General features: G+C 53.0%; 14 protein-coding genes. 12 read left to right on the top strand and 2 right to left on the bottom strand.

What is annotated here, in order from left to right:
- The first annotated feature begins 24 nt into the window (after window positions 1-24).
- The 3 genes from NZ823_08990 to ligA are packed head-to-tail and all read left to right on the top strand — an operon-like array spanning window position 25 to window position 3,994.
- Entirely contained in the window at window positions 25-819 is a 795-nt protein-coding gene (locus NZ823_08990; protein ID MCS6805261.1) for a GNAT family N-acetyltransferase, read from the top strand.
- Window positions 816-1,925: an o-succinylbenzoate synthase gene (gene menC, locus NZ823_08985; protein ID MCS6805260.1), complete on the top strand. Its 1,110-nt coding sequence runs from the start codon at window positions 816-818 to the stop codon at window positions 1,923-1,925. The genes NZ823_08990 and menC overlap by 4 nt, the downstream gene beginning before the upstream one ends.
- Entirely contained in the window at window positions 1,922-3,994 is a 2,073-nt protein-coding gene (ligA, locus tag NZ823_08980) for an NAD-dependent DNA ligase LigA (protein ID MCS6805259.1), read from the top strand. Before menC ends, ligA begins: the two co-directional genes overlap by 4 nt.
- A 19-nt stretch (window positions 3,995-4,013) precedes the next feature.
- Here ligA and NZ823_08975 read toward each other — a convergent pair whose 3' ends face one another.
- The gene (locus tag NZ823_08975) at window positions 4,014-6,374 is read right to left on the bottom strand and encodes a M12 family metallo-peptidase (GenBank protein ID MCS6805258.1); all 2,361 of its coding nucleotides are present in this window, start codon (window positions 6,372-6,374) and stop codon (window positions 4,014-4,016) included.
- Window positions 6,375-6,564: 190 nt separating this feature from the next.
- Window positions 6,565-7,329 carry a glycosyltransferase family 2 protein gene (locus tag NZ823_08970; protein MCS6805257.1) on the bottom strand — a complete coding sequence of 255 codons (765 nt, stop codon included), beginning with the start codon at window positions 7,327-7,329 and terminating at the stop codon, window positions 6,565-6,567.
- Between the two features lie 220 nt (window positions 7,330-7,549).
- Here NZ823_08970 and groES point away from each other — a divergent pair, with 220 nt between their 5' ends.
- The 9 genes from groES (at window position 7,550) to NZ823_08925 (ending at window position 21,551) form a co-directional block, all read left to right on the top strand.
- The gene (gene groES / locus NZ823_08965; GenBank protein ID MCS6805256.1) at window positions 7,550-7,873 is read left to right on the top strand and encodes a co-chaperone GroES; all 324 of its coding nucleotides are present in this window, start codon (window positions 7,550-7,552) and stop codon (window positions 7,871-7,873) included.
- Between the two features lie 23 nt (window positions 7,874-7,896).
- Window positions 7,897-9,528, top strand: a complete 1,632-nt coding sequence (gene groL, locus NZ823_08960) for a chaperonin GroEL (GenBank protein ID MCS6805255.1) — start codon at window positions 7,897-7,899, stop codon at window positions 9,526-9,528.
- A 309-nt stretch (window positions 9,529-9,837) separates the two neighbouring features.
- On the top strand, window positions 9,838-13,371 hold the full coding sequence (locus NZ823_08955) for a pre-peptidase C-terminal domain-containing protein (protein ID MCS6805254.1): 3,534 nt from the start codon (window positions 9,838-9,840) through the stop codon (window positions 13,369-13,371).
- Between the two features lie 90 nt (window positions 13,372-13,461).
- Window positions 13,462-14,790 (top strand): phosphopyruvate hydratase, encoded by a 1,329-nt coding sequence (eno, locus tag NZ823_08950; GenBank protein MCS6805253.1) that lies wholly within the window; start codon window positions 13,462-13,464, stop codon window positions 14,788-14,790.
- 149 nt (window positions 14,791-14,939) lie between these two features.
- Window positions 14,940-15,554: a class I SAM-dependent methyltransferase gene (locus tag NZ823_08945; protein MCS6805252.1), complete on the top strand. Its 615-nt coding sequence runs from the start codon at window positions 14,940-14,942 to the stop codon at window positions 15,552-15,554.
- A 427-nt stretch (window positions 15,555-15,981) separates the two neighbouring features.
- Entirely contained in the window at window positions 15,982-16,716 is a 735-nt protein-coding gene (locus tag NZ823_08940; protein MCS6805251.1) for a TetR/AcrR family transcriptional regulator, read from the top strand.
- A 255-nt stretch (window positions 16,717-16,971) separates the two neighbouring features.
- A complete protein-coding gene (locus NZ823_08935) occupies window positions 16,972-17,412 on the top strand; it encodes a hypothetical protein (protein ID MCS6805250.1) in 441 nt (146 codons plus the stop codon).
- On the top strand, window positions 17,409-18,275 hold the full coding sequence (locus tag NZ823_08930; protein ID MCS6805249.1) for a formylglycine-generating enzyme family protein: 867 nt from the start codon (window positions 17,409-17,411) through the stop codon (window positions 18,273-18,275). The genes NZ823_08935 and NZ823_08930 overlap by 4 nt, the downstream gene beginning before the upstream one ends.
- A gap of 141 nt (window positions 18,276-18,416) precedes the next feature.
- Window positions 18,417-21,551 (top strand): TonB-dependent receptor, encoded by a 3,135-nt coding sequence (locus NZ823_08925; protein MCS6805248.1) that lies wholly within the window; start codon window positions 18,417-18,419, stop codon window positions 21,549-21,551.
- The last annotated feature ends 164 nt before the right edge of the window (window positions 21,552-21,715 follow it).

The following is a 21,715-nucleotide window of genomic DNA, read 5'->3' as shown; positions in this document are numbered from 1 at the left end:
GAGAAGCCTGGCCTTGGATGGCTGATGATCAAAGCCAATCCGGTCAGGTCAGAGCGGAGTTCATCAACGACTATGCCTGAGATCATCATTCGCCCCTGTGAATCGCATGACGACTTCCGGCAATGCGTCAGGCTTCAACAAGCCGTTTGGCGATTCTCTGATTTGGATACAGTCCCAGTACACATCTTTGTTGTTGCTCAACACACCGGCGGATTGGTGCTTGGCGCCTTTGCGCCTGGTGATCGCATGATCGGCTTTGCCAGCGCGTTTTTAGCTCGGCATCAAGAGTCGCTTTGTTTTCACTCGGATATGCTGGCGGTGCTACCTGAGTATCAGAATCGAGGGGTGGGGCGCCGCCTCAAACTGTTTCAACGAGAAGTGGCCTTACAACGAGGCTACAACCTGATTGTGTGGACGTTCGATCCGCTACAGGCCGCCAATGCCCATTTCAACATCAATCGGCTAGGCGCGGTGGCACGGCAGTATAAAGTCAATTGCTATGGGTCTGACGTCAGTAGTCATTTACACCGTGGCCTCGATACAGACCGGTTACTGGCCGAGTGGTGGCTAACCTCTGATCGTGTGCGCGAGCATCTGGTGGGCGCTCGTTGGGAGCGTGGCTCGCCTGTGGCCACGGTAGAGATTCCGGCGAATATCAATGAGCTCAAAACACGCGATAGCGGCGTCGCACGTGAGTGGCAGCTTCGCGTCCGAGAACAATTCTCACGCTATTTTGCTCAAGGATTTTATGTCGGTGGCTTTGAGCGCGCCAGTGATGGAGCGATCTTTCGCTACTTACTTTTTCCCCAAGAACCGTGAAGATTGATCGCATCGAGCTGCGGGAAATTTGCATGCCTTTGCTGGCGCCGTTCGAGACGAGTTTCGGACGGACCACGCAGCGAAGGATTTTGCTTGTCCATCTGTGGGATGACCAGGGCGCTGATGGATGGGGTGAATGCACAGCTCCAGAGGAGCCGTTTTACAACCACGAGACGATTGATACCGCCTGGATCATCTTGACCCGCTTTGTTGGTCCGATGTTGGTAGGGCAGCCGTTGGAACATCCTGCACAGGTCAGAGATCGCCTTCGGCGCATTCGCGGCAATCAGATGGCGAAAGCGGCAGTCGAAACAGCGTGCTGGGAACTGGAAGCCCGAAAACAAGGCCAGCCGCTATGGCGCTACTTGGGTGGTCAACGACGTCAAATCGAGTGCGGCGTCTCCATCGGACTTCAGCCTTCCATCCCGCAGTTGCTCGATCGAATTGAACGGGAAATCAACGCTGGCTACCGACGCATTAAGCTGAAAATCAAACCCGGCCAGGATGTCCAGATGGTCCGCGCCGTGCGCCAGCAATTTCCAGATATTCCATTGATGGTGGATGCCAATGCGGCCTATCGGCTGGACGATGCCTCTCTGCTGGCGTCGTTGGATCAGTTCAATCTGATGATGATTGAACAGCCACTAGCCCACGACGATCTGATTGATCATGCAGCATTGCAACGGCAACTCAACACGCCCATTTGTCTGGATGAATCAGTCTGCACGTTTGAACAGGCGCAGCACGCTCTGGACATCGGCGCTTGTCGCATTATCAACATCAAACTTGGGCGCGTCGGCGGTTACGCCGAAGCTCGCCAAATTCAGCAGGAGTGCGCCCAGCGACACATTCCCGTGTGGTGCGGCGGCATGTTAGAATCGGGCATCGGACGATTGCACAACATCGCGCTGTCAACACTGCCAGGCTTTACATTGCCCGGGGATGTCTCAGCAAGCAAGCGGTACTGGCAACAAGACATTATCGTGCCGGATGTTCAAGTCACACCGCAGGGCACAATCGAAGCGCCGATGGAACCCGGCCTCGGTCATCAGATTGATGAGGAGCGAATCCGTTCCCTCACCGTTCGAGAGGAAGTCATCTCGTGAGCCCACGTCCCGACCAGGTTGCCAAAGAAGTTGAGCGACTGCGCGAGGAAATTCGGCATCATGATTATCGCTACTACGTGCTGGCTGATCCTGAGATATCCGATGCCGAGTACGATCGCTTGATGCGCCGATTGCGCGAGCTGGAGCAGGCACATCCGGAATTGATCACGCCTGATAGCCCGACACAGCGGGTTTCCGGTCAACCGGTCGAAGGATTTGATACCTACGTTCATGCGCGACCGATGCGCTCGCTCGATAACAGCTACAACGAGGCCGATATTCGAGCCTTTGATCGGCGTGTGCGTCAAGTGGCTGGCGGTCGTCGCTTCCATTATGTCGCCGAGTTGAAAATTGATGGCGTGAGCTTGGCCTTGCACTACACCAATGGCGTGCTGATACGCGCCGTCACGCGGGGCGACGGCGTGCGTGGTGAAGTGGTGACGAGCAATGCCCGGACCATCCGCTCGCTGCCGTTGCGAATTCCGACAGCCGCACTAAACGTGTTGGAGAAAAAAAGAGAAGCAGCTCGCGGCGGTCCACTGTTTGCCGCTGGAAATGAACTCTTCATCGAAGTTCGCGCAGAAGTCTACTTGCCGACGCACATATTTTTGAAACTGAATCAAGAGCGAGCCGATGCTGGCGAGCCATTATTCGCCAATCCGCGCAATGCGGCAGCGGGGACATTGAAGCTCCTGGACCCACAGCTTGTGGCTCAACGGCGGCTTGATCTGTTTTGCTATGAGCTGTGGCTCAACAATGAGCATCCATTTGCCACGCATTGGGAATCGTTGCAGTGGCTCAAAGAGGCAGGCTTCAAGGTCAATCCTGCCAGTCGCCGTTGCCGCTCCATTGACGAAGTCATCGAGCACTATGAGCAGTTTCGCCAGCAGCGTGATGAGCTGGGGTACGAAGTTGATGGGACGGTCGTCAAAGTTGACGAGACAACACTGCAGGATGAATTAGGCGCGACAGCCAAAGCCCCGCGTTGGGCTATGGCCTATAAGTTTCCGGCTCGACAGGCGACAACGCGGGTCAAAGACATCATCGTTCAGGTTGGACGCACCGGCGCTTTAACGCCGGTGGCCGTTTTAGAACCGGTTGAAATCGGAGGCGTCACGGTTTCGCGCTCGACTTTACATAATGAGGATGAAATCGCTCGGCTCAGACTGATGGTGGGTGATTGGGTCTTGGTCGAACGAAGCGGTGATGTGATTCCCAAGGTCGTCAAAGTGATTGAAAGCAAACGAAGCGGTCGGGAAAAACCCTTTGTCATGCCAGACCGTTGCCCCGTTTGTGGTAGTTCTGTCGTGCGGCCTGAAGGCGAGGCGATCCGTCGGTGTCTGTCAGCAGAATGTCCCGCGAGGTTGAAGGCGTCGCTGGCATTCTTCGCACATCGCCGAGCAATGGATATTGAAGGCTTGGGCGAGGCTTTGATTGAGCAACTGGTGGATCGTAAGCTTGTAACCAGCCTTGCTGATTTGTACCGCTTGCGACTGGAAGACCTCGTCCCACTAGAGCGCATGGGAATCAAGTCGGCGAGTAATCTACTCGCTCAAATTGAGGCGAGCAAAACGCGCGAACTATCGCGTGTCATCTTTGCGCTCGGTATTCGTCATGTTGGCGAAAGAACTGCACAAGTGCTGGCCGAGCATTTCGGTTCAATCGAAAATTTGCAGAAGGCATCACTCGAAGAGTTGCAGGCGATCACTGACATCGGTCCTGTCGTGGCACAATCTATCCGAGATTGGTTCGACGAACCACGGAATCAACAGATGCTAAAGCGACTGCAGGCTGCCGGCGTGCGTATGCAAGAAGAGCGAAAACTCGTACCGCGAGCAGGGAAGTTCAGCGGCAAGCAATTTGTTTTGACAGGACGCTTGCAGACAATGACCCGCGATGAGGCAGCGCGTCGAATCGAACAACTGGGCGGACGCGTCACTTCCTCTGTCAGCAAAAAGACCGATTATGTCATCGTCGGCGAAGAGGCCGGATCGAAACTGGAAAAAGCGCAGGCTTTAGGAATTCGCCTGCTGACCGAAGATCAATTTCTGAAGCTGCTCAGCGAATAGACGCGCCATGCACCACGCGTCACTGTGGCCTGACTGTGTAGCTCCAAAATCGGATGTCATGATCCTGCGCAGCCTGGCCAGTCCCAGCAACAAATCCGATGTAAACGCGCGATTGCCTCAAGATGGCGCGAAGATCAAGCTGACGCGACAAAAACGCTTCAGTCGGACGTGTCGAGGAAGGCGATAGCCTGACTTCCAGCATCCCGCTGCTGCCGTGGTAATCAATCCATACGTACCAGATTGAGCCGTTGTTGAACCGTGTATTGACGTGGCATGACGGCGTCAGGCAGAAGACGTTGGTTGCGGCTGCTCCGTTGATATTAAGCCCGACATGATTGCCTGACGATTCATTGGGCGAGCGCCACGTGTCAAATTCAATAATCACGCTCGGAGTGATATTGATGAATCCTGCCCCGATCCCGCCGAGGCTCGTTGGATTTGCCACGATCGCAAATCCAAGCCCATCACCTCCGGGCCCATCCGTATCGCTCGCGCCGCGCGCATTGCTGATTTGAAACTGAAAGTGAGTGCTCAGTGAGAGAGCGCCGCCATCGGGTGATACCAGCGGAATGGCTGAACTTAAAAAGGCGCTTGCTGCTTGGTTGCCGTTGTCAGTCAGTCGCAGCACAGTTTTACCGTTGAAGACTACGGGTGGAACGTTCGTTTCGATTGCGTGGCCATTCAAAACCAGTGGCGAAAGCTGAGCAAAACCATCAAACTCGGTGGGTGGAAGCGCAATCGTAAACAGGCGGCTGAAGGCATCAGGATCGGTGCGACTGCTGAGTTTGATCATGGCTTGCTGAGTTGGCGGGCCGCTCACAGTCCATTCAAACATGCCTCGATTCGGAGCATTGGCAGTGATGGTTTGAAACGTCTGCCCACCATCCCATGAGACGTCAATCGTGACGACGCCTTGGCCAGAGGCGCCATTCCACTGGATGGTTTGAGTCGAGTCAATGTACCAGGTTTCCCCACCGGTAGGATAGCGCAGCGACATGAACGGCAGCGCGCTGAGGCACCGCCCTGGATTGTTTTCCACTCTCTCGCGAATGAATCGAGCAACTGTTGGGTGAAACTCCAGCCTGGCGTCGCCTTTATCGTTATTGCAGTTACTCATGATAGTACGAGGGCTTTGACTGACAGGCCCTTGATAGCAGCCCGCCTCATTACCTATGCAGCGGTCAATCGGTGGGTTGTAACAGTTCGTGTGCGGACTGCCGAATACATGACCAAGCTCATGCGCAACGACATCCACATCCCAGATATAAGGAGTCGCCGGCACGTCTACAGGAAACCGGTAGATGCCATGTATGCTACTGACAGCGATGCCACGCAAGTCAGAACAGAGTCCTTCTCGAATCGCATAACCGCCAAGGCCGCGCCAGTAACCTAACAGATGAGCTGCGTCCCTTGATATGTTGGAGCGGTTGCCTCTGACGTAGCTCGCATAATTGTCGTGAATCGCTTGGATTGTGGGAGCGCTGAACTGACCCTGCGGCGTCATCCAAATCACAAGCGTGCTGATGCGAATTTGTATGTTGATGTCGCGCTCGTAGATGTGTGAAACGGCGCCCCATAATGTAGCCACGTAATTGGCTGTTCGCGTTGCATCGCTGCCGAAATCGGTGAACAACCCATAGGCTACATCTACCATGACGTCAGCTTCTAGTCGTGTGCCGGAAACCTGACTGAGCGGTTGATCGGCGTTGGAGGGATCGGCGCCATCAGCCCACGCGACTGGCGGTCCTACCACCGAACACGCCATAGCACCCGATGGCGGCACGACTCCCTCGGGGATCACCAAACAACGTCCATCGGCCTTGCCTGATGGTTGAATGCTCAACGTCTGACCCCGGTGGCGAATGATGGCATAATACTCGTCGCCGGTGACCGAGAGAAACAGCGTCCCACCGCTGCCATCAACAGCACGGCCCTGATACAGATGGACAGTGGGCCGAGTTACAGGAATCGCTCCTCGCTCAGTCATGCCGATCAATCGGGCGTCAGGTGTGAATATATCAAAGGGCTCCATCTGGAACTCTGACACACGGTCGTCGTCCAGGACGAAGCGTATCCGCATGGGTAGGTGACCACGCGGGTCGTTGCCGCCATTGCCGCGAACCAATTTGACCTCGTGTGCGCCCGGTATACCGATGTCGGCGCTTACATCCCGCTCGGCTTTGATCGTCCACGTTAAGGAAGCTGGTGAGGGTTGGGCAGAATTGGCCGCCGGCTGCATGACTCGTCGGGTCAGATGTGTTGGATTGGTTATCCCTATCACTGTGCTTGAAGGGACGACCTGTTGCATCAGTATGATGCTACCAGCGATGATCCACAATAAGAGCGTTGTTTGCCTCTGACTCCCGTTGCAGGTAATCATGCCTGCCTCCTCCTTTGCGTTCAACAAATCTGCGCGGTTGCCGATAGCAAATATGTGTCTTTATGGTTTGGCTATCGGCGCTGGCTGTATTTTAGCAGGCTCGTCACCTGGGGTAAAGCTAGGTGCCAGGTGAATACTAATCGCCGAAGGCGTTCCGCAACACGCTAGTTTCAAATTTCTTGGGGTGAAGCTAAGTGGTAGGTGAGTGATAATCGCCGTGCCAGTCGTGGATTTTTACCTTGACTAAATCCATCAGCATTTTGAAGGAGTCCCTGAAGATATGGACCCGGCTGCCTTCAACATGATTCCACACGACGGGGATTTCCTTGATGCGGAGTCCTGCTTTCCAGGCTAAGTAGAGAACTTCGACATCAAATGCAAACCCGTCCAGCCGTTGTCGTTGAAAGATCGGTCTGATCAGGTCGCCTCGGAATGCCTTAAATCCACATTGCGTATCTTTGAACGGCAGGCCGGTGATCAAGCGCATCAGGATATTGAAAAGCCGTCCGGCATACTCACGCCAGAAGGGTTGGCGCTGCTGGATGAGCCTCCGATCAATAGCCCGCGATCCGATGACCACGTCATACTGACCTTGATGAATCGGTATAACTAAGTCTGCAAGCTGGTCAATCGGGGCTGACAGATCAGCATCCGTCAAAACAATGATCCCCCCCTCAGCCCGCATGGCCCCTGTCTTGACACAATATCCTTTACCACGATTCACGCTGTTGGAGACTAATTCAAGCCGCCTCTGCTCAGTCATTAGAAGATGACGCGATTGCTCAACAACTTGGATCGTGTCATCGGACGAGCCATCATTGACAACAATCACTTGAACAGACCACGGTTGCCTATCCAAATATAAGCAGATTTGCTCCAAACTATGCCCGATTCGGTCAGCCTCATTGTAGGCCGGGATAATAATGGATAGATCAAAGCAGTTAGTCATTTTCATGCTTAGTATGGTGGTTTGTTGAAAAAAATTCAAGGTAATCTATGATTTCCTGGAATGTTTCTATCGAGCTATTCCGAAAAGTATCTTAATGATGGCTGGAGGTTGGAGGAATCTTTGAGCACCTTGACAATCACTCACTCAAAAATTATAATGCCGCCTTATTCAAATTTATGAATCTTTACCGGACTTAAATCTAAAATTTCTTTAAGGAGGTTGAGTTATGGCAGTTAATATCAGACCATTACATGATCGAATTGTTGTCAAGCGACTGGAACCCGAGGAGGAAGTCCGAGGCGGGATCATTATTCCTGATACAGCCAAAGAGAAACCCCAACAGGGAGAAGTCGTGGCCGTTGGCAATGGGAAAATTCTGGATAACGGCACACGGCTGAGTTTGGACGTTCAAGTGGGTGATCGAGTGCTGTTTGGCAAGTATTCAGGCACGGAAGTGAAGATTGAAGATGAAGAGTTCTTGATCCTGCGCGAGGACGAGGTCCTGGGCGTTATCGAGGGTGTTGAAAAAGCCAAGAAGGCTGGCAAGTAATTCACAAGGAGGTCAAAGGCATTATGACAGCAAAAGTGATTGTACACGGTGAAGAGTCTCGTCAGGCTATTTTGCGAGGTGTGAATAAATTGGCCGAAGCCGTCAAGGTCACGTTGGGTCCCAAAGGCCGCAACGTTGTGTTAGAAAAGAAGTTCGGTTCACCGACCATCACCAAAGATGGGGTGACGGTGGCCAAGGAAATCGAATTGGAAGATAAGCTGGAAAACATGGGTGCGCAGATGGTGCGCGAGGTGGCTTCCAAGACATCCGATGTGGCTGGGGATGGGACGACGACGGCGACCGTGTTGGCTCAGGCCATTTTCCGTGAGGGGGTCAAGGCAGTCGCAGCCGGTATGAACCCGATGGCCCTCAAACGCGGAATTGACAAGGCCGTTGAGCAAGTTGTGGACAACATCAAGAAACAAGCTAAGCCGGTCAAAGGCGATGCGATTGCTCATGTCGGCACGATTTCCGCCAATGGCGATACCACCATCGGCAACCTGATTGCTGAAGCGATGGATAAGGTCGGCAAGGATGGCGTGATCACGGTGGAAGAGTCCAAGACCATGCAGACGGAGCTCGAGGTGGTCGAAGGGATGCAGTTTGATCGTGGCTACCTGTCTCCGTACTTTGTGACCGATCCTGAACGAATGGAGTGCGTGTTGGAAGACTGCTACATTTTGCTGCATGAGAAGAAGATCAGCTCGATGAAAGACCTGCTGCCGGTGTTGGAGCAAGTCGCCAAGTCGGGCAAGTCTCTCTTGATTGTGGCTGAAGATGTGGAAGGCGAAGCCTTGGCTACGCTAGTAGTGAACCGGTTGCGCGGCACACTCCATGTTTGTGCGGTCAAAGCGCCAGGCTTTGGTGATCGGCGCAAAGCGATGCTGCAAGACATTGCTATTTTGACGGGCGGCAAGTGCTTCACCGAAGACCTCGGCATCAAGTTAGAGAACGTGCGATTGGAAGACCTCGGTCGGGCCAAGAAGGTTGTCGTGGATAAGGACAACACGACGATCGTTGAAGGGGCCGGCAAGCCGGTTGAGATCGAGGCCCGCGTTCGTCAAATTCGCAATCAGATTGAAGAGACCACGTCAGACTATGACCGCGAGAAACTGCAAGAGCGGCTGGCCAAACTGGTCGGCGGCGTGGCGGTGATCAAAGTTGGCGCGGCCACGGAAACCGAGCTGAAAGAGAAGAAGGCTCGCGTGGAAGACGCCATGCACGCAACGCGCGCAGCCATTGAAGAAGGCATCGTTCCCGGCGGCGGCGTCACCTATATTCGTGCGTTGAAGGCGTTAGAGAAATTCACCCTTGAAGACCCTGATGAACAGACAGGCGTCAATATCGTTCGTCGGGCGCTGGAGGAGCCGTTGCGCATGATTGCCCAGAACGCTGGCGAAGAAGGCTCCATTGTGGTCGAAAAAGTTCGCAACAGCAAAGACCCGAACTTTGGTTACAATGCGGCCACTGGACAATATAGCGACCTGGTCAATGATGGCGTGATTGATCCGGCTAAAGTCAGTCGGACGGCACTCCAGAATGCGGCCTCCATTGCCGGGCTGATGTTGACGACCGAAGCGTTAGTCTCCGAAGTGCCGGAGAAGAAGAAAGCTGCCGCGCCGGCTCCTGCAGGCGGTGGTGACATGGACTTCTAAACTGAAACCCACCATTTCAAACCTCCTCGAAAGGAGGACTCTCCAACCCCGGAGGGTCCTCCTTTTTGTTTAGTGAACAATCCCCCAAAGAACTCTTCATATCGAGTCCGTAAAGAATGGAGCCGGCTATCAAGTCCGTAGGAGCCCGATGTGGGGCGTTCTTCGCTCGCTACCCGTACCGATGATCACATCGCTTTTGTGATGAAGAACAGTTGACCGACCAACCCTCAACTCTTTTGCTCATGATTGAAATCTGCGGCAACCTGTGGTTGAATAGTCCGGCCAAAATTTTAGCAAAGGAGGAACACGATGATTCTAGATGTTGTTCGTGGTCGGCCAGTCAACGGTGTGCGTTCGATTTTGCCGGTCGTGCTCGGTGTGCTGCTCGTGTTAGCGCTTTCGATCATCCCAACTTCCTTTGCTGTGCCCGGTCAGCAAACAGAAGTTCTCGTGCACCAAGGAGCCGCTGACGCTCCATTCGCTCAACCAAACCGTCAGACCGATGTCACTCTGGGCTTGCCCTCGCAAGCTGGCGTGTTGACCCGTTCTGTGGCGCCCAGTAATCCACGTGTGCTCTATCTGGCAACGGCGCAATACGGCCTGTTTCGCAGCGATGACGGAGGCCAAAACTATACATCCATCAATCAAGGCTTGCCCAAATCGCTCGGCATCGCGCCAGTGACGCCGGTCCGACATCTGGCCGTTGATCCAACAAACCCAGACGTCGCCTACGCCTCAACAGAAGTCAACGGTATTTACAAAACAACCGATGGAGGAACGTCCTGGAAACCCATCTCAGACGGCTTGCCCGGATTGTTCTCTCATCGAACATATCAGCCTCTATTGCTGCATCATCCGACAGAAAGCGGCGTCGTCTATGCCGTGCTCGGTTATCCGGTTCACTCTCATCTGGTCGAAAACAAGTTGTACAAAACGACCGATGGTGAACACTGGATAGCGATTGCCAATTTGCCCAGCAATCATCTCTTCACCAAATTGGAGCTTGTCAACGCTGATCTGTTACAGCTCGCTGTAACGTATGACGGTGGCGTGATCCACATTAAAGACGAAGGGCAGCAAGTTGACAGCGGGCCTTATTGGAAGCCGATGCCGACGCCACTGCGCGCTGGCGCGACTGTCAACACGGACATTGGCGAGATTGCTGTGATCGAAGATGACGGCACGCTCAATCAAAATTTTGACCTGCAAGGTCGCACAATTGAGTTCATACCGACTGCGCAGTCTGGTTATGCGATCATTTCACTGGCAGCGCAGTTTGAGTCTGAGCTGGGGACGGCTGTGACGCTGACTGACAACGGTTCGGCGTCGCAATCGCTCCCATTTCCGTTCTCGTTCTATGGGACAGCACGTCACACGCTGTTTGTGAATGCTAACGGGAATATAACATTCGAGCGGGCCGACCCAACGGCTGATGCGTCAGCAGTCGGTACATTCGCGCAATTTCGCCTGGGGCAGCCGCGCATTGCCGGGCTGTGGACGGACTTCAATCCTTCTGTTCAGGGCAGTGTGCATATCAAAGCGGCGACAGACCCGAGTCGTCTGGTTGTGACCTGGAGTAATGTTCGTGTGGCGAGCGTCCCTTCAGTGCTAGCCGACTCCAGCACTATTCAGATCGTCTTGTTTTCTGATGGTCGGATTCGATTTAATTACGGCACAGTTGTATCGGCGCTCGGCGGGCTGGTCGGATTATCGCCGGGTAGTTCACGAGCCAGTCCATTGATGGTGAATTTCAGTCGCGATTTGCCTCAGACGGTTGACAATCGGGCTGTGCTGGAATTCTTCCCGGGCCGCGGCCTGGATATTCAGGCTGTAGCACGCAAATTCTATGAGACGCGCGGAGATCATTACGATCAGCTCGTCGTGTTCACATCAGGTGGTTTTCGCACGAACATGACCGGCGTCGCAGGAGCGCTCGCTTATCATCGGCTCGTTCGCAATGACATTACGGGGATCGGTCAGTCGGTTGGTGAGTTCCTTGGCGGGCCTCAGGCGTATGGCAGTGGGGGTCGGCTGCAAAGTTTTATCAACATGAACCGACTGAATTTTTATCCGAATAATCCTGATCAGGTCATCGGCGCGACGATCACGCCGTTGGATGCCATCGGTCATGAAACAGCTCATCGTTGGTTATCCTACTACTTGTATGAGAACAACGGAAATCCAGCGTTCAATCTGCTCACACTTGATTTCACGCATTGGAGTTTTTTCTTCAATAGTGATGCCTCGTTGATGTACGGAAATCAGTGGCAGGAGAACGGAGATGGCACGTTCACATCTGTGGATGCGACGTCGCGGTATGGCGTGCTGGATGAATATGCGATGGGATTGCGTCCGCCTGCCGATGTGAAGTCCATCTTTTTCGTCAGCCAGGCCAATGATCCCGATGGAAGGACGCGGAATAACTTACCAGAAGTCGGCGTGACGGTGAGGGGCGTTCGCGCGGACATCTCACTTGAGCAGATCATTGCGCTCAATGGGCCGCGCGTGCCGGCGTTTGGCAGCGCGCCGACACGTTTACGCCAAGCTTATGTGTTGGTGATCCCTGAAGGCTCTTCGCCGGCGATGAGCGAGGTGAACAAACTGGATCGGTTTCGCCGCGAATTTGAACCCTACTTCAATCAACTGACCAGCCGTCGAGCGGTGGTAGATACGCGGTTGATGGCCGGGCAGCCTGATCTGGTTGTCGAAACGGTTGGCATTGATCCGCCGGTTGTCCGGCCAGGTGAGGTGGCTGCGCTCAGTTTTACTCTGCGGAACCGAGGGACAGCAGCAGCCGGCATGACTGTTCATGAGATTCGGCTTTCGAGTGATAGCAAGCTCGAAGCCGGTGACCCGACGTTAAAAAGAATCCCGACCATGAGCCTAATGCCGGCCGAAGGAGCAACATTACTGGCTGTGCCTGTGTTGATCCCGACGACAGCGACGGCAGGACCTCAGTTTGTGATCTTAGCCGTTGATGGAGGGAACGCAGCGGCTGAGAGTGATGAGGCCAATAATGTCGTTGCCATTCCCGTAACGGTGATGGGCGATGGATTGATCTTGACTGCGGTCAGAGAAGTCGAGCCGAATGATCGTCTGAATCAAGCCACGCCGATCACGCCTGACGCTCTGGTGACGGCTGAGATTGGCTCCAGTCGTGACGTGGATTTTTATTCGTTCACCGCTCGCGGCGGCCAGGCCTTGACCATTGATATTAACGCCCGGTCGCTGATGCCGCCTTCGTCAGCCAACACCGTTGTCACCCTGCTTGACAGCGCAGGAAACACGCTGGCGGAGAATGATGATTTTGCCGGCTCGTTTGATTCCTATCTCTCATTGCTCGTGCCGCGAGACGGGCGTTATTTCGTGCGCGTTCGAGATACGGCGACGACGCCGATGAATCTAAGGCCACCCTATCAAATGCTCGTCATCCTGCGGACGGCACGTTCGGTTGCTGAAGTGGAACCGAACGATACCCCAGAAACCGCCATGCCGATCACGCCCGATGTCCTTGTCAGCGGCGCGTTCGACAAAACCGGCGATCAAGATTTTCTCATCTTCAGCGCTGGGGCAGGGCAGACGTTGACAGTTGATGTGGATGCGCAATCACTGGTGGATGCGTCGGCAGCCGATACATTGGTAACGTTATTCAATCTGGCCGGGAGCGTGCTGGCCGAGAATGACGACTTCGGCGAATCGAGCGATTCGTTTTTGCAAGTGACGATTCCGCGTGCCGGGCAGTACCTGATTCGGTTGCGTGATCTGGCTAGTCGTGGTGGGCCTGGCTTCACTTATCGAGTCGCTGTGCGGCTCAGTGGTCCACCATCATCCAAACAACCATGAGCAGGCAGCCCGCGAAACAAGCCAACGATGCATCGTCAGATGTGGCGTGGCTTGTTTGCGGGCTGATTGAGGACCGACAAGGAGTGTGGAATGACAGCAGACATTGAGCGAGTTGTTGCTAGAGAAATTCTGGATTCACGGGGAAATCCCACGGTTGAAGCTGACGTTTATCTCAAAAACGGCGTGGTCGGCACGGCCGCCGTTCCCTCGGGCGCTTCGACGGGAGAGAACGAGGCCGTGGAGCTTCGTGATGAAGATAAGAAGCGGTATCGTGGCAAAGGCGTTCTCAAGGCGGTCAGTAATGTGAACAAAATTCTTGCTCCCAAGCTGATCGGCATGAATGCACTCGATCAGCTTGGTGTGGATCGGTTGTTGATTGAATTGGACGGCACGCCGAACAAGAAGAGGTTGGGCGCGAATGCGATACTGGCGGTCTCATTGGCCACAGCGCGCGCGGCGGCCAATGCCTTACAGATACCGCTCTACCGTTATTTGGGTGGACCCAATGCGTGTGTGTTGCCCGTTCCCATGATGAACATCCTCAATGGCGGCGCGCATGCTGATAATAGTGTGGACATTCAAGAATTCATGATCGTTCCAGTTGGCGCGCCGAGCTTTTCTGAAGCGTTACGCTGGGGCGCGGAGGTCTTTCATCAACTCAAGAGTGTGCTTAAGAGTCGTGGGCATCAAACCAGCGTTGGCGACGAAGGCGGCTTCGCTCCGAATTTAAAGTCCAATGAAGAGGCGGTCGAGCTTATTCTCGAAGCGATCACGCAGGCCGGCTACAAGGCTGGCACGCAGATCGCGCTGGCATTGGACCCAGCGGCAAGCGAGTTTTATCACAAGACCAAGAGACGATACATTTTTGCTAAATCGGATCAATCGCAACGAACATCAGACCAAATGGTTGAGTTCTGGGGCAACTGGGTGCGGCAATATCCGATCATCTCACTTGAAGACGGCATGGCTGAAAGTGATTGGGATGGGTGGTCGCACCTGACCGTCACGTTGGGTAGCCGCCTGCAACTGGTTGGTGATGATTTGTTCGTCACCAATGTGAAGTTCCTCCGGCGAGGCATTCAACAACACATTGCCAATTCGATTCTGATCAAGGTGAATCAAATCGGTACGCTGACGGAAACGCTGCAAACCATTGAGCTGGCCAAGACGCACGGTTATACAACGATTATTTCCCATCGGTCTGGCGAAACTGAAGACCCATTCATTGCTGACTTGGCGGTGGCGACCAATGCCGGCCAAATTAAAACCGGCTCGCTGAGCCGGACTGACCGCATCGCCAAATACAATCAGTTGCTGCGAATTGAGCAGGACCTTGGCGCGGCCGCCACCTATCCGGGGAGCGCCGCTTTCCACCATTTGTCCATCGGCGCAGGCAAGCCTTTGTCGGCTCGCCGCTGACGCGGCAGCGATAGTCTTCAGGCACCGGCTCATTTATGGTTGGTTATGGTTGAATGAGACGGTCGCAGTCCCGTGTCTGAACTTGTGAGGTCTGAGGTGAGGATGCTGGACATCGGCTGTCACGTTACTCAGGGGGAAAACATCGGCTCATTGCATTTGTGAGGTCTGAGGTGAGGATTCTGGATATCGGCTGCGGAGCGCATAAGACGCCGGGCGCCATTGGCATGGACATCAATCCGCGCACGGCTGCCGATGTGATCTATGATTTGAACTGTGTTCCGTACCCTTACCTCGATAACTCATTTGATGAGGTCATTGGTCGGCATGTGATCGAGCATGTAGATTGTTTGTTGGATGTGGTCAGTGAGATTCACCGGATCACGAAGCCCGGCGGCGTGATTAAGTTTCTTGCCCCTCATTATACAAATCCGGATTGGGCTACAGACCCAACCCATCGGACTCATCTGAACAGCTTCTCTTTTCGTTGTTTTACCGATCCGGAGGCGCCATTTCCTTTTTACACGCAGGTACGATTAGTTCCGCGACGGATTCACGTGTCGCTGTTAAATCTCTGGAAATTGCTCGGCATTCAATTCCTCATCAATCTTGATCAACGATTCCCCTGGATGCGGTTCTTGCGGCGGTTTTGGGAGCATTATTTGAGCTTCATCATACGTGGCAAGGAGATCTACTATGAATTTGAAGTCGTCAAGGACGCTTCCGACCGCTCGAATGAACTAGGGGCGAGCGCGAAAATTGATTGACATCGAGAGCCGATTCTGATACTAATATGCCGGCTTTTTACTGATACCGTTGGCGGGTAAGAAAATTTAGGTGAGGGTTTGTTAGGTTGTAGAAGGGATGATTTGGTTTGTATTGTTACGGTCAGTGTTTATCCGAGCTCATGCTTCATGTCAATCTAGCAACCCTGATAAGCCGGTTGTTGCCTTTCAGTGTTAACGAGACGTCGTAGAGACTCGTAGGCGGAAAGGCGTAGTCAGTATTGGCTCGATGTAGTGGAACAGTGTCTGATTCATCCCCGGTCTTAGATTGGGATGGCGGCAGCTTGCCGAGCCCTCAGGGCATCAGAGAGGGAGCTTACCGGAACTGCCACAGTTCTTACTTACCACAGCTGGGTCCAATTGGCCCAACTCAGGGTCAAATTACTCTGGGAATTAATCATTCGTTTATATGAAGAAAAGACCACTGGTCAAGACGAGTGTCAAAGACGAAGCGCTCGTCAAAAAACGACGCTACCAGATCTATAAAGCTGCGCTTCGGGCGTTTACCAAGAATGGATTTCACGAGACCAATTTGCGGCAGGTGACTCAATTGGCTGGGCTGGCATATGGTTCTATTTATGATTACGTGGAAAGCAAAAACGACATTTTGTTCCTGATTTACGACAGCGTCCTTGATGAGCTACGCACCAGGTTAGAAGCGGCTGCTAGAAGCACGGATGAGCCAATTGAGCAGATCAAAGCGATGATCAAGGCAGCCATGGATCATACTGACGAATATCAGGATGCGATAGTGTTGCTTTATCAGGAATCTCGCGTGATGAAAGATTCTGGGTTTCTGGCTGAAGTGTTTGAGAAAGAGCGAGGATATATTCGTCTCTTCGCTGACGTATTAGAGCGAGGTGTGCAGTGCGGTGTATTCCGCGTTCCGAACATAAGGGTCATTGAAAATCTCCTGCCCATCATGTGTTCGGCTTGGGCTCTGAAGCGTTGGAATCTCAAAGGTGTCACGAAGGAGAGCTATGGCGAAGCGTTGGTTCAATTTGTTTTACGGGGCATAGGTGTGCTTCCTGGCGTGGACGGTAGGGAACAAAAAAAAACTAGACGCGCAGCATTGCGTGGAGCACGAAATGGAAAGGGGAAGACATCACGTCGACAAGTACCAACTACCTCATTGTCGCTTTGAGAGGGTTTGGGGTGACTTCTTCTTTTTATCTAATATTCCGACCGATTAGTCAGTCACATTTGATAATATAAGCGTCGCTCGATGGAATACCATTATACATGGGAGTTCGCTACCTATTTTGAGCCCGTGGTGGGATGGCTACACCGCGTTGGTTTTTTCAGTTTTTATATTCATCTTCCGGTGAACAGTGTCCTCGGCACGATCCTGTTTCTGTCTGTATATCCCCGCCTGTACCGTGATCCTGTCTTGAGCCAGATGAATCACAGGCGGCGCCGTTGGTGGTTGAGTATTTACTATGGTGTGAGCTGGCTGACAATGACATCGTTTGGAGTGGGATTAAAAACGATGATTATTGAAGAGCTAGACTATCAAGAACGCCAATGGTTTGAACCATACATTGCCCCTGGTCACCTCTACATTTCTACTGTGTGCATAGTGTATCTAGTGTTTCTTTTGAAACGTAAGCGGGGCGCCATTGACTGGGTGCTTGCTGGTTACATTCAGGTTGCGTTAATTGTTGGCTACATTATCGGAGTTAGACGAATTGTTGGCGAGGATATTGAAGGAGCGTTAAGTGGCGTTTTCCTGAATCTGTTTTTTATCGCATGCAATTATGATGTCGTGCGACGGCTGCGAAGTGGTGTGTCAGTCGCGTTACCGACTCGGGCTGGCGTGTCATCATCGGAGGCTGTGTGATTTGGAAGGGCATCTTTTTTTTATCCCTTGTTTGCATAGGGTGTAATAACGCGACGTTGCCAGCCTGGTCACAGGGTGGAATGGAGGCGGCCCGGCCCATCAGTCAACTGGAGCCGGAGATGGTGCGCATCCCGGCTGGTTATTTTTTGATGGGAAGCGACCTTCTTGGCGAGGCCGAAAAACCCGTGCACCGCGTCTATCTGGATGAATATTATATTGGCAAGTTCGAAGTGACAAACGCTCAATACAAAGCCTTTTGTGACGCGACCGGCTATGTGTATCCCGGTGCCGAATGGTATCCCGATGCAATTCAGAACGGCGAAGCTGAGTTTCGATTGAAGCCAAATCATCCAGTGGTTGCTGTCAACTGGAATGATGCTGTGGCCTATTGTCAGTGGCTGAGCAAGGTGACAGGAAAGAAGTATCGGCTGCCCACAGAGGCCGAATGGGAGAAGGCCGCACGCGGCGGTCTTGAAGGGAGAATGTATCCTTGGGGAGATGAAGCGGTGGATGCCGGCGGGTGCTATCGTGCCAATGTCGGATCCGAGTCAGACAATGACCGTATTCGGAAGCGAGATGGTTTTCTGTACACGTCGCCGGTGGGAAGTTTCCTGCCCAATGGCTACGGGCTATACGATATGGCAGGCAATGCCTGGGAGTGGTGCCAGGATAGATATGATGAGCACTACTATCAGTGGTCTCCTGAGGTTAACCCTAAGGGACCGGATACAGGTGAGCGCCGAGTGTTGCGCGGTGGTTCTTGGTGGGGCGGGCCCAGGCGTTTGCCATGTGCTGCGAGGCACTGGAATTATCCGTTAATTCGTTATGCCAGCACCGGATTTCGAGTGGCTATGACACCGTGATTCTAAATCTTACCCTGCCCTCATTAGTATAGGGAAATCAATAGACCCATGGAGGTGATAATGAGCATAAGGGGAAGCATATTCAGTAAAGGTATGCACGTGTTTTTCGACAGGTTGTCGGTTCTTCTCTGTGTCCTCTGTATGTCATTCTCGGTGGTTGCTCAAACAACGACAGCAAGGGTATTAGGTGTGGTCAACGATCAGGCTGGCGCGGCGATATCCGGAGCGAAAGTGACAGCACGAAATGTGGGGACGAATCGAAGTTGGTCGGTGATGACCGATGTTGAGGGACGGTTTTTGGTCTCCGAGTTGCCGCTCGGCGAGTATGAGGTCGAAGTTGAGCAATTGGGATTTAGTAAAGAGATCCGAAAGGGTGTCATCCTCACCGTAGGCCGTGATGCTGTTGTCAACTTCAACCTTCGCGTCGGTGCCATTACTGACGAGATGGTTGTTCAAGGGGATGTACCGATGGTCAGCACCACGACATCGGAGATTTCGGCGCTTGTTGATGGTCGAACGATTAGGGAACTACCGTTAAACGGTCGTGATCTTTTTCAACTAGCGACGTTGCAGATCGGGGTCGCCAATCCAGTCGGATCGCTGCTGGAACCTCAGATTGACTCAGGCACAGGCGCAGTCAAAATGTCCATTAATGGTGGACGGTTGAACTACAACAACTTCCTTTTAGATGGCACATCTGTGAACGAAGCGCAGAACACAACACCCGGTGGCGTGACGGGAGCGTTTGTCGGTGTTGATGCCATGCAAGAGTTCCAGCTCTTGACGAACAACTACAGTGCTGAATATGGTGGTGCTGGAGGCGGCATCATTAACGTGGTAAGTAAGTCGGGAACCAATAGTATCCATGGAACTGTCTTCGAGTACTTGCGCAACTCAGCGCTGGATGCTCGTAACTTCTTCGATGTAGGTGAGCCACCCGGATTCAAGCGCAACCAATTCGGCGGCAGCATCGGAGCGCCCATCATCAAAGATCGGACGTTCATCTTCGGTGCGTATGAAGGGCTTCGTGAGCGACTTGCCCGAACACAACGATTTGTCGTGCCGTCAAATCAGGTGCGAGATACGCTGGTGACGCCGGGAGGCGCTAGGGTTGATCCAGACATCCTGCCATATCTAGCGCTCTATCCGCGACCGAATGGTCCAGATTTGGGTGGGGGTCAGGCGGTTTATATTCGCAGTGGTTCTGGCAAAACGCGTGGTGATTATTTTCAAATTCGAGGCGATCACAATTTCTCTCCCCGCAACAGTTTCTTTGTCCGCTACACCTTTGACGATTCCGATCGTTCTGATCCGCGCCTTTTGATCCAGAATTCATTTTTGGAAGCACGCAACCAGTATGTGACCATCGGCGATAATCATGTATTCTCACCGAGCTTGGTCAACAGTCTTCGGTTTTCGTACAATCGTTCAAAGGTGTTTGGTGATGATGTTGACATCAATCCGATACCGCAAGAGCTGTTCTTCGTGCCAGGTGCCACTGGGCTGGGATTTTTCCGCAATCTGGGCGGATTGTCTCCCCTTTCAGATCGGACGCTGGTTCCGCGATTCCTCATCATGAACAATTTCGAGTTGAACAACCAGATGAGCTATGTGCGCGGCAAACATGGTATCAAGTTCGGGTTTCTGGGGCGTCGCACGCAGTTCAACGCGCTCTCGACGAATGCCGCATTTGGTGGATTTATTTTCGGTACGTATGAGTTGTTCTTGACTGACCGACCTCAACTGTTTGCTGCTCCGATTCCACCGGCAGATGCATATCGTGGCATTCGCACCTCACTGTATGCCCTGTACTTTCAGGATGACTGGCGGGCGCGCCGCAATCTCACGTTCAATTTAGGTCTTCGGTACGAATTCATCACCAGCCCAACAGAAGCTAATAAAAAATTGGCCAATTTGCGCAATGTGCTCACCGACCGCACGCCAACTGTGGGAGCGCCGTTTTTCAAGAACCCCTCGTTGAAAGATTTTGCCCCACGCGTAGGTTTTGCTTGGGACGTCATGGGTAATGGGAAGACCAGTCTGCGTGGCGGTTATGGCATTTTCTACGCGCATCCGGTGCCTGCTGAGTATCGCTTTGAGATGTCGAACCAGCCACCATTCTTTGTCATTGGACTGTCGTTCCCATCTACCGGATTGACCTCGGTTCGCGGCGCGTTCAGTACCATTCGCAATCTGGGCGCTGTCTTCGGGTTGCAGTCGATTGAGTTTGAACCAGACCCAGCTTACGTTCAACAATGGAACCTCAACTTGCAGCGAGACTTGATTGCTGGCATCACTGCTACGGTGGCCTATGTCGGATCCCGCGGTATTAATTTGTCAACCAACAACCAGCGTAACATTGCTCAGAACTTCACAGTTGATGCTCGCGGCAAACTCTATCCGGTCAATCGCGATGCGATGGGGCGAATCATTCAAAACCCACGCGTCAACCCGAACCTGGGGTCAGTTCGCCAGATACAATGGAGCGGCGACTCATACTATCATGGTTTTCAGTTTAACCTGGCTCGCCGGTTCACCCAAGGGGTGCAATTCCAGATTGCTTACACATGGTCCAAGTCGCTCGACACGGCTTCGGATTCCGTGGGCATTTTCCAGTATGAGGCTGGGCAATTAGCACAGGACCCATACAACCTGCGTGGAGACAAAGGGCGTTCGGCATTTGATATTCCGCATATCTTCTCGCTGAACTTTGTCTATGAGTTACCCTACAAAAAGCAAGCAGGGGCGACGGGTGGTCGCCGTGTGGTTGATTTCTTCCTCGCCGGCTGGCAACTCAATGGCATTGTAACTGCACAATCGGGCTCACCATTCCACCCTATCATGACGTTCAATAATGCCAACGACGCCAACACAGATTTCGTCCAACGGCCTGACTGGGCGCCCGGATTTAATCCGAGCAATGTGATTTTGGGCCGTCCTGAACAATGGTTCAATCCAAACGCATTCGTTTTGCCTCCAGAAGGAAGGTACGGCACTGTTGGTCGGAATGTGTTGGATGGTCCGGATCTTCACTCGTTCGATTTATCGTTGGTAAAGCGGACATACATCGGCGAGCAAACTAACGTAGAGTTCCGATTTGAAGCGTTCAATGTGCTGAATCATCCGAACTTCACGTTACCTGGGCCAGATGAAGTTGAGATTATTCTTGGCCGTACTGCCAGTGGGGCGGCAATGAGGCCTCCTAGTGCAGGTAAAATCTTCAGCACAACAACAACGTCGCGACAACTTCAGTTCGCCTTGAGGATTAATTTTTAATTGCAGTGCAACCATGAGGCCGGTGTCAATTAAGCGCGCCGTTTCTCGTCGGTTGTTCATCGTTTCTTCCGCTACAGCAGCAGCTCGTGTGTTGGTGCCCTCGTCACTACTAAGGGGACGAGTACCATCAAGCGACTGGCCATCGCATGGTTACGACCTTCACC

It is taken from the genome of Blastocatellia bacterium, from assembly GCA_025054955.1.
Classification (GTDB): domain Bacteria; phylum Acidobacteriota; class Blastocatellia; order HR10; family J050; genus JANWZE01.
This window is presented reverse-complemented; position numbering and strand designations above follow the sequence as displayed.